This window comes from Arthrobacter sp. StoSoilB13, from assembly GCF_019977255.1.
GTDB lineage: Bacteria > Actinomycetota > Actinomycetes > Actinomycetales > Micrococcaceae > Arthrobacter.
On record NZ_AP024647.1, the window covers coordinates 383877 to 397098 of the forward strand.

7 protein-coding genes and 1 pseudogene are annotated in these 13222 nt (G+C 59.5%); 4 read left to right on the top strand and 4 right to left on the bottom strand.

The window, feature by feature from the left end; translation table 11 throughout:
- Positions 1 to 47: 47 nt before the first annotated feature.
- The 4 genes from LDP01_RS01910 to LDP01_RS01925 form a co-directional block, all read right to left on the bottom strand.
- On the bottom strand, positions 48 to 1274 hold the full coding sequence (locus LDP01_RS01910; RefSeq protein ID WP_224089858.1) for an NAD(P)/FAD-dependent oxidoreductase: 1227 nt from the start codon (positions 1272 to 1274) through the stop codon (positions 48 to 50).
- Positions 1275 to 1356: 82 nt separating this feature from the next.
- Positions 1357 to 2898, bottom strand: coding sequence for a class I adenylate-forming enzyme family protein (locus LDP01_RS01915; RefSeq protein WP_224089859.1), 1542 nt, complete (start codon positions 2896 to 2898; stop codon positions 1357 to 1359).
- A gap of 101 nt (positions 2899 to 2999) precedes the next feature.
- Positions 3000 to 4052 carry an NAD(P)H-dependent flavin oxidoreductase gene (locus tag LDP01_RS01920; RefSeq protein WP_224089860.1) on the bottom strand — a complete coding sequence of 351 codons (1053 nt, stop codon included), beginning with the start codon at positions 4050 to 4052 and terminating at the stop codon, positions 3000 to 3002.
- A 118-nt stretch (positions 4053 to 4170) separates the two neighbouring features.
- Positions 4171 to 4950 (bottom strand): SDR family NAD(P)-dependent oxidoreductase, encoded by a 780-nt coding sequence (locus LDP01_RS01925; protein WP_224089862.1) that lies wholly within the window; start codon positions 4948 to 4950, stop codon positions 4171 to 4173.
- A 594-nt stretch (positions 4951 to 5544) separates the two neighbouring features.
- On the opposite strand from LDP01_RS01925, the gene LDP01_RS01930 reads away from it, so the two are divergent.
- The 4 genes and pseudogenes from LDP01_RS01930 to leuA all read left to right on the top strand — a co-directional run bounded on the left by LDP01_RS01930 (position 5545) and on the right by leuA (position 13086).
- Positions 5545 to 6906, top strand: a complete 1362-nt coding sequence (locus tag LDP01_RS01930; protein WP_224089864.1) for a citryl-CoA lyase — start codon at positions 5545 to 5547, stop codon at positions 6904 to 6906.
- A 323-nt stretch (positions 6907 to 7229) separates the two neighbouring features.
- Positions 7230 to 7628 carry an NUDIX hydrolase gene (locus tag LDP01_RS01935; RefSeq protein WP_224089866.1) on the top strand — a complete coding sequence of 133 codons (399 nt, stop codon included), beginning with the start codon at positions 7230 to 7232 and terminating at the stop codon, positions 7626 to 7628.
- A gap of 368 nt (positions 7629 to 7996) precedes the next feature.
- Positions 7997 to 10910 (top strand): annotated as a pseudogene (locus LDP01_RS01940) (FAD-binding and (Fe-S)-binding domain-containing protein).
- 436 nt (positions 10911 to 11346) lie between these two features.
- On the top strand, positions 11347 to 13086 hold the full coding sequence (leuA, locus tag LDP01_RS01945) for a 2-isopropylmalate synthase (protein ID WP_224089868.1): 1740 nt from the start codon (positions 11347 to 11349) through the stop codon (positions 13084 to 13086).
- Positions 13087 to 13222: the final 136 nt, after the last annotated feature.

Here is a 13222-nt window from a genome sequence, read left to right on the forward strand (position 1 = left end):
TTCCGTATAGTTTCTGATGCTCTTGTGGCAGGGGCGGGTGCCCCGGGCTAATAGCGGATGACTCCGTCTACCGGGGTGGTCAGGGACGACCGGTAGAGGGAAAGTTCGTCGAGGGAGTGGCTGAGGCGGTCGCCTGAGATCAGTTCGGCCACCAGCTTTCCCGTGATCGGCCCGGCCAAGTTGCCGTAGACGTGCCCGGTGGCCAGAATCAGACCGGGAAATTCCTCCACCTCGTCAACGATCGGGAGGGAGTCAGCCGTGGCGGGGACGAGGCCAGCCCAGGCACGTTCAATACCGAGAGCCCTGTAGTTCGGGAAGGTTTTGAGCAATGAATCGATGGCCAGTTTTAGACCGGCAGCAGGCATCCTGTCGTCGAGTTGCTCAGGATAGTCCATTGGGCAGCCAATGAATAGGTTCCCGTCCTCAGTCTTGGCCACACATTCCATGTGTTCGAGGCCCTGTGATTGGTCCTCTGAAGGGGAGGTGAAGTACTCGTCGCGGTAACTGGGGAGGTTCCGGATGTGGGCGTATTGCTTCGCAGCAAGCGGTCCATTCAGGATTTTATCGAGCTTCTCCTCTACAGGAGCCAGTAGGACAGCACCCAGCCTGTGCGGCTTGATGGGTACGGTTATACCCTCTGATTCGAGCATTGTAGACCACACACCACCCGCCCAAACGACCCTGTCAGCTGAAACGCTGCCGCCGGGTGTTCGTACTCCGACGACTTTCGAGCCATTCCGCAGGAGTCCAAGGACCGGCGTGTTTTCATGAATTCGAACACCGAGCCTCCGGCATTCCTGCGCCAAGGCACGGACGAACTTCGGCGTGCGAATTTGGCCATCTTCCGGGCTGAACGTTGCCCCAATAACATCGGGCGGCAGTATCGGGGCGGCTTCGTGGGCGGCCTGGTCGTCAAGGAGCTCGGCTTTGAAGCCATCAGCGATCCGGGCTTCTACAAATTCCTTGTAGACCCGCCGCTGATCGTCCGTGTAGAAGAACGTCATGGCACCGTTGCTTCGGTATTCGAATGACGGCCCAAGGAGGTCCGAAAAGTCGTCGTAAAGAGCCCTCCCAGCACGGGTCAGTTCGACGGCGTAGTCGCCATGGCGATTCTGCATGTGGAGGAATCCGAGGTTTCGCCCGGAAGCCCCGTGGCCAAGTTCCCGCTGTTCTAGAAGAACAACATCGTGTCCTTTTGACGCAAGAAAATAGGCGGTTGATACACCCACTATCCCGCCGCCTACAACAACCACACCGGCCTTATCGAGGATCATTTTCGTCATTTCCTAACATCGTCTTGGAGCAACACTCATGCGGGGTGCCGTCTCGTGATTTGTCGGCCTATGAAGCGGGCTGTTATGCCCTGCCCTGGCTCTTTTCGGCTGACAACAGCGTCGCGACGTCGCGCCTGTTGACTTTTCCCGTTGTCGAATTCACAGGAAGTGAGTCGACGACGATGAACTCGCTTGGGACCTTATACGACGACAGACGGGCGGAAGCGAATCCCTTTACTTCGGCTGCGTCAAGGGGCTCCGTGCCCCTGGGGACGACAGCCGCCACTACACGCTGGCCGTAGACGTCATCTGGAAGACCAACGACCGCCACTTCACCGATAGAGGCATGCTGCTGAAGCACACGCTCAACTTCCGCTGGGGAAATGTTTGTTCCGCCACGGATGATGACGTCGGAGAGCCGTCCAACGACATAGACAAAACCCTCCTCATCCACCCGCACAAGATCTTTTGTGCGGTACCAGCCGTCATCAGTAATGACAGAGCGAGTTTGTTCCTCGTCACGCCAATAACCGAGCATCAACCCCGGTCCAGTCGAGTATGCTTCCCCAACCTGTCCGGCTGAAACTTCCGTTCCGTCGGCGTCGAGAACTTTCAGCTTCGACCGCGGCACAAGCTTGCCTGCCGACCCGGGTTTGGGTGTTGGGTTCGCGATGGGGTCGTAAGTCACCAGCGGTAGGCATTCGGATGCGCAATACGCATCCAAGACTGGCAGTCCAGTTTGGGCTTCCCAACGGCTGAAAGCTACTTCGTTCCGGGGCTCCCCACCTGAGATGCAGAGTCGGAGTGATGGGAAAGCAGGCTGATCGCCGCCTCGGAGTTCAGCGAATTGGGCCAATTTCCCGAAAGTCGCGGTCACACCGGCGAGGAAAGTGGCGGAATGCATCTCGATGGCGGGAGCAATCATGTCAGGACGTGCTCTCCGGACTATCACAACCGTCCCGCCGCGTAGGAGGACGGCCAAGGATGTGCTGGCCAGCCCATAGAGCCACGCCATCGGCAAACAGATTATTGCTTTGTCTTCGGGCGAGAGGTGCCACACTTCGCCGTAAGTGTTCGCGCAGTTGTATAGGGCCAAGGCTGAGAGCATGATCGCTTTTGGACGGCTCGTGGTGCCAGACGAGAAGCAGATCATGGACAGCGGTTCGCGAAGACCCTCAGGGTTGGGAAGTGCGTCGTGCCGAACCTCGGTTACGTGAAAGTCGACGATTTCGACAATTGGCGCATTTCGTGCGGAGGCAGCGATATGCCCACGATCAACGCTTTCGGAGATGACTATCAGCGCAGGATCACTCGTGGCAATGGCATATTCCAGGTCCTCCGGACCCGAAGAAGGATAGACAGTAACCAGAACGCCGCCGCTGCGCCACACAGCGAGGGCTGTGGAAAGGTAGTGCGCTGAACTTTCTGCGACGAGGGCAACCCGGTAGCCTGGCTTAAGGCCAGCTGAAAGCAGCACAGCTGAGCGTTGCTCAATGGATATCTGAAGATCCCTGTAGCTCATGAAGGTGTCGCCGTCGACAATCGCTGTGTTGTCCGGGTACTGATCGGCGATGCGTTCCAGGGCGGAGACGCAATCCGCTAGTTCCGGCGACAATTCATTCATTTCCGCTCCACTTCATCTATTCGTTAGAAATTTCCAGTTCGCCCTTTGAGCCGGCCTCGCCGACTCAACGGGCGCCTGGACATTGGCGTTGGCTATTCTTGCTATTCTCCGGCCGCGAGTCCACGCAGAATTTTTTCTGCGTCTGATGCCATGTTTTGGACGATCTCACCAGCGGGCAGAATCTCATGGACAAGCTGCATGGTCTGACCCACCGGCATCATCCCGAAGTCCATGTCGCCGTCCTGGTAGCCTGTTTCGACCCGGGTGCCGGCGACGGCGTATTGTCCAGGGAATCCTGCCGGTTTCTTGTCAGCGGACTCCCATTCAGAGGTCCATTTGTTCTCGAAGGCACGCATACGCTTACCGCTGTACGAGTAAGTGATAGTGCTGTCCTTGAAGGATCCTTCCAGAACACGGTTCTTGAAATTGTCGTGCCCATAGGCTTCGGGGCTGGCAATGAACCGCGTTCCCACCCAGACGCCAGCTGCGCCCAAAGCGAGCGAGGCGGCCAGGCCGCGTCCATCAGCGATTCCGCCAGCGGCCAGGACTGGTTGATCCACCACATCAATAACGGCAGGGACGAGGGTCATAGTGGATGCGTACCCGGTGTGCCCACCGGCCTCAGTTCCTTGAGCGACAATAAAGTCGACACCCGCTGAGCTGGCTTCCTGGGCCTTGCCCACGGAGCCGACAAGGGAAAACACCGTGATCCCGCGGTCCTTGCACTCTTTGATGAACCAATCCGGTGTAGCGAACGTCAAAACAACTGCCGAAGGTGCAGCGTCCAGGACGATCTGCACCTGATCTGCGACGGCGCCTGGTGTGAGCATGGCCTCGACACCTGCCAGTTTCTTCTGGTCAGCCCCGGAGAGCGACTGCCACAGCTCGCGTACGGGAGCCCACTGCGCCTCATCCTCAGACGTCAACGAATCCGGCAACAGAAGGTTCACCGCGTACGGTTTGTCGGTTCCGGCTTCGATCTTCTTGATTTCGGCGCGAAGCTCATCCGGCATGAAGCTGACACCGCCCAGGCATCCCAAGCCGCCGGCGTTACTGACCGCGGTGACGAGTTCCGCCTGCGCGACACGCGCCATGCCAGCGGAGCAGACGGGGTATTGGAGGCCCAGGGCTTCCGTCAATGCTGTCTTGATCACTTATACACCTTTCATTCGGAGCCCAAGATCATCCTGGCTTCCGGATAGTTCATCATTGACCCAAGAAGGGAATAGTTGGTGGGGGATTCTGTTGTTAGTACGCCATATCGTCGGCGGCCTACGTCGCGTTCCAGCCGCCATCGACTTGGATGGTTTGACCGTTTACATAACCAGCAGCGTCCGACGCGAGGAACAGCACTACGCTCGCCACCTCTGATGGTTCGCCCGATCGCTTTGCCGGAATGAGGAAGTCCATAATTTCAGGCGACACCCCGATGCCTCGCTGCTGCGTCGAAACGAGATCACCCAAGATCTCCTCAGAAGTCGCACGAAGGTTTGTCTTGATGACGCCCGGGGCGACAACGTTGGCGGTTACCCCGTGTGGGGCAACATCGATGGCGAGACGACGGGTCAGTCCCTCTATGCCCGCCTTGGACGCGACGTAGGAGATGCCGTCTGCTGCGCCCCTTTGGCCGGCGACGGAGCCGATTGTAATGATGCGACCTGAGTTCTGCTTCGTCATTACCTGCGCCGCTGCACGGCAGCCGTAGAACGTCCCTGTCAGGTTGACCCCGATAATCTTGGCCCACAGCTCGGGCGTCGTTTCGAGCACGTCGGCGTACCCGTCGAAGACTCCCGCGCTATTGACCATGACGTCCAGTTTGCCGGTCTTCTCGACAACCTCGTCCACCAAGGCTGACACCGAGTGATAGTCGCTAACATCTACGGCCCGTGTGTGGAGTGAGTCCGGAGAGCCGAGCTCTTGCCGGGTCTCCGCCAAACGTTCCTCTGAAACGTCACTCGCATAGACTTCGTAGTCTGCTTCGACGAATGCCTGGGCAATGGCCCGGCCGATGCCTGAGCCGGATCCGGTGATTATTACGCTTTTGCTTCCCATGCCCTAAAAACTACGTTGGGTATCTTCCGAGTGAAACTGTCATCTTCACGGCTTTTTGGCGACGTTGTCGTGGAAGCTACAGGAGCCGGGTTGGAGGTTCGGTATCTGGGCCGTCCGCTCATGGACTCGCAGGTGAAGGATGAGGATGGGCTCTGACGCCCCGCGTTTGTACTTTGACTAGGGGTGCGTGGCGTCCGTTGAAAAAATACCGGGGCCGGTACCCGTCTTGTCGCTCTAAGGTGACAGGTACGACAAACCGTCAGCAGTTTCCGGCAAATCAAGGCGCACAGACCACAGAACGGGAAGCGCAGCGATTATGCCGGTACCAACCCCGGGTCCCCCAACTGACCGTACGCTGGGGGACCCGGCTCCAAGCAGTGCCACGTTTTTCGTCGCTTGACTGGGCCGTCGAGCACTTGCGCAGATGCGTTAGTAATTTTCCGCCTGGACGTCACGGCTTCAGAAAATCTCCAATGCCACGATGATGCGGTTGATTCTAAAGTTCAAGGACATGGCCGACATATTTGGAGCTTGGCTCGTCACCTTGCCTAGCACCGCAGGCCTTTTGAAACACATGACGGTTCGGGAGAAACATTGCAAAAGGATACTGCAGACCAGTCTGGGGCTTATTGGTCATCCTCTGTCAGCCAAGTCACTGATACGAACGTTTATGTTCGCGGCTATGACCTTGAGGACCTGATCGGGCAAATCCCCTTCACGGCAGCCATATTTCTCGTGATCCGTGGTCGGATCCCTTCGGACCATGAGATACGGGCGCTGGACGCAGTCCTCAGCGGAATCCTGGATTATGGTCTTGAAAAGCCCGGGACAGTGGCCGCGAGGTTTGCTGTCTCCGCCAATCCAAGTATGGCTATCGGCATGTCAGCCGCCTGTTTATCTGTCGGGAAGCACACGTTGGCGACTGAGGACAGCGGCCGCTTCATCCGGGCTACGCATGCGGAGTTTCTGGGATCCGGCCTCACACTCGAAGCTTTCGCTGAGGAAAAGGTAAACCGCATGCGTGAAGCAAAGGAACGCATCCCGGGCTTGGGGCACCCTATTTTTAAGGTTGTTGATCCTCGCGCTGAACGGCTCCGGTCGATTGCTCTGCAGGAAGGTCTGTGGGATCAGGCGGCTGAAGTGTACGAGGCAGTGCACAGGGCCTTCACGAAACTCCCAGGTAAGTCGGACATCCCGATAAATGACGTTGGTGTTATGGCCGCGATACTCCTGGGGCTCGGCTTCACGCCCGAAGAGGGTACAGGTGTTGCCTTGCTCTCGACGCTGCCTGGGGTTATCGCCCACGTATCCGAAGAGCTCTCCGGAGGAAAGCCAATCCGAATCGTCCCGAGAGATTCAGCATCCTACGAAGGGACCACTGGCCGGGATTTTGACGCGGACCGACTCAAAGCCGGCTGGGGGCCCTTCCGGGGCCTAGACGGTAACCGAATAGGAGCAAAGATGGATGCAGGAGCCGGGAATCGTCTGATCCCTTCAGCAACTCGATTCTTTGAGGATCTTCAAACCGGAGATTCGTGGTCGTCTCAAGGACGAACGATTACAGAGACGGACCTGGTTACCTTCGCGACGTGGTCCGGGGATATGCACCCCCTACACACCAACCAGGAGTATGCCCGTGGTACTCAGTTTGGAGAACGGGTTTTCCACGGTCCGGGGACACTTGCGATCGCTTTTGGCCTGGAAATGGGAATGGGGTGGAAGGAACGTTCGGCCATAGCATTTCTGGGCATTCACGACTGGAACCTCATTGCACCTGTTCGCATCGGCGACACCATTGCTGTACGGGAAGAGGTAGTAGAGCTCCGGCCTTCTGCGACTAAGCCGGACCGGGGCATTGTGAAAACCAGACTTCAGATACTCAATCAGCGAGGCGAAGTCTGCCAAGAGGGATTGTGGGTCGTTCTCCTGTATCGGTCTGCTGCCTACACACCATGAAGACGGAGGAATCGATGAGTGGGACCGCGGATGAGGAGATGGACTCAGCAGAACCGCGAGTTCCGCCGCTTGCGGTAAGCGTGGTCCTGATGCGGGATTCCCTGCACGGAGTTGAGGTCTTTGTCCAACGCAGGGCACTAACGATGGATTTTGCTGCTGGTGTGGTCGCATTTCCAGGAGGCCGCGTCGACGCTGCTGACTTCTTGCCTTCGGCGCTGAGCAGAACGCTGTTGGACTCTCAGGCATTGGCATGGCGGCGGACCAGGGTTGGAACGGATGCGACGAGTGCGCCCCATACTGCCGCTTGCCTCCTGTCTGCCGCCGTGCGTGAACTGGCAGAAGAATGCGATATTGTCCTACAACCAGAAGACTTGGTTCCGTGGGCAAACTGGATCACACCGGAGGGCTTTCCCAAACGTTTCGATACGTTCTTTTTTGTCACTGCCATAGCGCCCGATGTGGAGCCCCAGCATGTCACCACAGAGGCAACATCGGCGCAATGGATGCTGGTGCGAAGGATCCTTTCAGACGAAGCTGCCGGAAGGCTTAAACTCCTCCCCCCAACGCTGGCAATTCTGGATGAAATTGCAGTAACGCACACCACCGAGCAAGTGCTTTCGCGGAAACGGGCAATCGAGTCGGTGTGCCTACGCCTTGATGAAATAGAGGAGTTTCACCGCCTACGGCAACAGAGCACGACGGATACCCGGAAGCGGTCTTGATGCAGCTTCGCGTGCCTATACCAGCTGCGCATTCGGGGATGCCGCACTGCCAACCCACTACCAAGATTTTCACCAGAGTTTTGGTGAGGGGTTTGGTGCAATTCCAGTAGCGTCGCCGGAGCAGTCGTCGTACCGTGACGCATGTGCCGCAGAGCGGATGAAACTGTCATGAGTAAAGGAGTAGGTGTGGCCGACGTTGGGGATCAGGACGCTTTCCGGACCACGTCAACGGCTCTGCGGGAAGCCACGCTGTTTCCGGGAGATGTTCCTCTCCAACTGGACAGGTTTGTCACCAGAAGATTTTTTCAATATTGCATATCCGACGTGCGTGCCCGGCTTCCGGGACGAAACTGGAGCCTGATAACGCTATGACTCAAGATGTCCTCTCCACCCCGGGCCATGCACCGGTCCTTGCCCGGCTGGAAGCTGCGGGCGTGCTTGCCGAAGAAACGGGCCACCGTATTGCCGCGTATTCCTATGACGCGTCCAACTACAGAGTTCCGCCTCTTGCCGTGGCCTTCCCACGAAGCGTCCAGGATGTCGTCGCTGCGGTGGCCGCATGCCGGGAAACAGGCACACCGCTGGTGAGCCGGGGTGGCGGGACATCCATGGCAGGCAACGCCGTAGGCCCCGGCATTGTTCTGGACTTCTCCCGGTACATGAACCGCATCAATAGCGTCGATGAGGCCACCAAGACCGCCGACGTCGACCCCGGCGTCGTCCTCTCCCACCTCACCGTTGAGACAGAGAGGGTCACCAGTGGAAGGCTCACGTTTGCACCGGACCCTTCGTCAAAGAACCGCGCCACCATCGGCGGCTCACTCGGGAACGATGCTTGCGGTAATCACTCAGTACGCTACGGCCGCACCTCTGATCATGTGCTGGAGATTGACGTCGTCACTTCCGACGGCGCACAGTTGACCGCCACGGCGACCGGTCTGCGCGCAACTGACCCAGCCGATAGGTTCTCGGTCTCCCGCGCATTTGAGCTGGGGGCGGAGCTTAAGCAACTCGCCCAGGACAACCTGGCAAGTTTCCGGGTAGAGCTGGGCCGTATCCAGCGCCAGGTCTCCGGTTACCACCTGGCCAACCTCCTGCCCGAAAATAGTTTCAACGTGGCCCGAGCCCTCGTGGGAACCGAGGGCACTTGCGCGATCGTCGTGCGGGGCCCGCATGAAACTCGTCCCCAAAGCACCCAGCGCCCTCCTCGTGTGTCTCGGGTACGCCGACGTCGTGGACGCCGCCAAGGATATCGAAACCATCCTGGAATTTTCCCCCGCCGCCGTCGAGGGCATCGACGAGGCCATCGTGGACACGATGAAGTTGCGACGCGGACCCGATTCAGTACTCGGCCTGCCCGAAGGCAAGGCCTTCCTCTATGTGGACTTGGACGGGCAGAACCCTGAGCAGGTAGCGGGGGAAGCGTCACGGCTCCTCGAACGGCTGGCGGCAAACGGACGGATGGTGGACGGGCGCGCTGTTCCCGACCTCGTGCAGCGCGCCACCCTCTGGCGGGTCCGGGAAGACGGGGCGGGTCTTTCCTCCCGGCCGGCCAGCGGCGGGGAATCACAGGCAGGCTGGGAAGACTCAGCTGTTGCGCCGCAGAACCTGGCCTCATACTTGTCCGATTTCCGTGACCTTCTTGCTGAGTTCGGGTTGACCGGAATTATGTACGGGCACTTTGGTGCAGGCTGCATGCACATCCGCATCACTTATGACCTGCGTAGCGAGGAGGGCCGGGCCGTCTTCCGCAAGTTCACCCGGTCCGCAGCTGACCTCGTAGTGCGGCACGGTGGCTCTCTGTCTGGTGAGCATGGCGACGGACGCGCCCGGTCAGAGTTTCTGCCGGTCATGTATTCCCCAAAAATGGTCGCAGCATTTGAGACCTACCGTGGACTTTGGGACCCTGCCGGCATCCTGAACCCAGGGTCCATGACAGATGCGGACCCCATGGATGCCAACTTGGCGCACGAAGGTATTCCCCAACGCGAGTGGCGAACCCACTTTGAGCTCCGTCCGGTCGAAGCCGCGGCCGCCGGTGCTGACCCGTGGGTTCACGCTGTCCAGTCTTGCATTGGCGTAGGCAGGTGTCGGTCCGATGCCGGTGGCGTCATGTGCCCGAGCTACCGGGCCACAGGGGATGAAAAGGATTCAACGCGCGGCCGTTCCCGTACGCTCCAGGATATGGTCCGCGGTGCCAAGAGCATCGATGAAGGCTGGAAGTCGAAGGATGTCCGGGAAACACTGGACCTCTGCCTGGCCTGCAAAGCCTGCTCCAATGACTGCCCTGCCGGGGTGGACATGGCCACGTACAAGTCGGAGTTCTTCTCGCATTACTATGAGGGCAAGCTCCGCCCCATGTCGCACTTCACCCTCGGCTGGTTGCCGCGCTGGCTGAAACTGACCACCCTGATCAGCCCGCTCGTGAACCTGGTCTTGGCCAGTCCGCTGGGCAAGGTCGTGGCCGCAGCAGGCGGGCTGACAACGCACCGAAAGATGCCGAAGTTTGCCTCCCGGAAGATGCTCCGCAAAGAGCTGGCGCCCCACGACAATCCGTCGTCCCCGGCAGATGCCGTCCTGTTCGTCGACTCGTTCACCAAGGGCTTCAGGCCCGAAGTGGCCGGCGCGGCCGCCCGGGTCATGGAAAGCACCGGACGCACTGTCGCCTGCGAATCAGACGCCTGCTGCGGCCTGACCTGGATCTCCACCGGCCAATTGGACACCGCCAAGAAGCTCATGGGCAAGGCGGTGGCGAAGCTCGACGACGGGTCCGACACCCCCATCGTGGTGATTGAACCGAGCTGCGCCGCGGCGTTGAAGAAGGACGCACCCGAACTGCTCGGCAGTGAAGCGGCCGAGCGCGTCTCTCATAGGATCCGCAGTTTCGCCGAGGCTGTGAAGGAATGGGTCGACGGCGGCTGGACACCACCTGTCGTACCGACGGACGTCACCGTGCAAACCCACTGCCACGAATACTCAACCTTCGGGGCAACCGTCCAACGCAAGGCATTGGCCGCACTCGGCGTCGCAAACGTCAACGAAGCAACCGGCTGCTGCGGAGTCGCCGGGAACTTCGGGTTTGAAGCCAACCATTACGACATCTCCATGAAGGTGGCCGAACAAGCCCTGGCACCGGCCCTGACCAAAACAGCCTCCGACGTGCCCGTCCTTGCCGACGGCTTCAGCTGTGCCATGCAGATCAAGCAGTTGGACCCGGACCGCAAAAGCCTGCATCTGGCCGAACTCCTCGATGAACGCGCGCCAGGAAGTGAAATGCAATGAAGAAGTTAGAGCCAGCAGCAAGCTTTCCGGCGGCAGTCGAGCCCAACACCCCATGCTTGCCCCTCTTTTTCGATCCTTTGCTGGAGCTGACAAAACAGGGCCCGTCCTGGCGTCCGCAATCTGAACATACCGGCCCGAAGAAGTCACTTCCCCGACGCGGACTGCCGCGGAACCGATCCCGCGGCAGGTCAACTGACAGAAGTGCGATGCTCGACATGGTCGTCCATGACCTGCATGCCCTTGGTGTCCGACTCAATAGCAACAGTGCCCTTTCATCCGAGCACTCGTCCTACCTTCAGATCGGGCGCACGGAGATCCCTCCCCTTAGCTGCCGCGGCGAGGCCTCAGGCGCAATCTAGCGCAGGCCCTCCTCGTCGCGGAGTTCGTGTTACCCGGCCACCCTTCAATGAAGATCTCAAGAAAAGTGCCCCACGTAATGCAAAACGCACAAAAGCCCTCAGGAATGCCCGCCCACCGCTACACGCCGTTCCAGGACCAGATCAAGGTGGAACTGCCGGACCGCACCTGGCCGGACAAAATCATCGCCAAGGCGCCCCGCTGGTGCGCGGTGGACCTGCGCGACGGTAACCAGTCTCTGATCGATCCCATGAGCCCGGCGCGTAAGATGAAGATGTTCGACCTGCTGGTCCGCATGGGCTACAAGGAGATTGAGCTCGGGTTCCCGTCCGCCTCCCAGACCGATTTCGATTTCGTCCGGCAGCTTATCGAGGGCAACCATATCCCGGACGATGTGACCATCCAGGTCCTCACCCAGGCGCGCGAACACCTGATTGAGCGGACCTACGAATCCTTGGTGGGCGCCAAGCAGGCGATCGTCCACCTTTACAACGCCACCTCGGTGTTGCAGCGCCGCGTGGTGTTCAACCAAGACGAGGACGGGATTTTGGATATCGCCCTCCAAGGCGCCCGGCTCTGCAAGAAATACGAGGAAACGCTCGTTGACACGCATATCATCTATGAGTACTCCCCGGAGTCCTTTACGGGCACGGAACTGGAATACGCTGTGCGGGTGTGCAATGCCGTGGCCGATGTTTTTGAAGCCTCCGCTGACCGGCAGGTCATCATTAACCTTCCCGCAACCGTGGAAATGGCAACTCCCAATGTTTACGCCGATTCGATCGAGTGGATGAGCCGTCATCTGCACCCCCGGGAAGGCATCATCCTGTCGATGCACCCGCACAATGACCGTGGAACGGGTGTGGCCGCAGCGGAACTGGGCTACATGGCTGGCGCCGAGCGGATCGAAGGCTGCCTGTTCGGGAACGGCGAGCGGACCGGAAACGTGGACCTGGTCACCCTGGGCCTGAACCTTTTCGTCCAGGGCATCGATCCCATGATTGACTTCTCCAATATTGACGAGGTCCGCCGTACGGTGGAGTACTGCAACCAATTGCCCGTCCCGGAGCGATCCCCCTACGGCGGCGACCTCGTCTTTACAGCGTTCTCCGGATCACACCAGGACGCCATCAAGAAGGGCTTTGAAGCACTCGAACGGGACGCGGCCGCTGCCGGCAAAGACGTTTCCGACTTCACCTGGCAGGTGCCGTACCTGCCCATCGACCCCAAGGATCTGGGTCGCACCTATGAAGCAGTCATCAGGGTCAACTCCCAGTCCGGCAAGGGCGGCGTCGCCTACCTGCTTAAGACCGAGCACAGCCTGGATCTGCCGCGACGTGCCCAGATCGAGTTCTCCAGCGTCATCCAGCGGCGCACTGACACGGTGGGCGGGGAAGTCAGCGGGGCGCAGCTTTGGCGGATCTTCCAAGACGAATATCTGCCATCTGTCGAGGCTGATAGGCAGTGGGGCCGCTACTCGCTGGGCGCCATTAAGACGGAAACAGATGACGACGGCGGCACGACGCTTCACGTCTCACTTACCGTGGACGGCGTGCAGGTTCAGTGCACCGGCACCGGCAACGGCCCAATTGCTGCGCTGCTGAGCATCCTGCGAGAGGACGGCGTGGACCTCAGAGTGCTGGACTACAGCGAGCACGCCCTCTCAGAGGGTGGTAGCGCGATGGCTTCAGCGTGCGTGGAATGCGCGGTGGGGGAGCGAGTCCTCTGGGGCGTCGGCATTGACGCCAACACGAGCACCGCCGCGCTCAAGGCTGTTGTCTCCGCCGTGAATCGAGCCATTCGCGACGCCCAAGCATAATTCCTTCCACCAGGTGACGCCGCGCTGTTTCCGGACACGGTCGGGTGCCCAACCGTGTCCGGAAGCATCGAGATCGGCTAGCACATGAAGCCAGAGTTGCGATCGTTTCCCTAATAACTAGGAAGCCGGAACACCA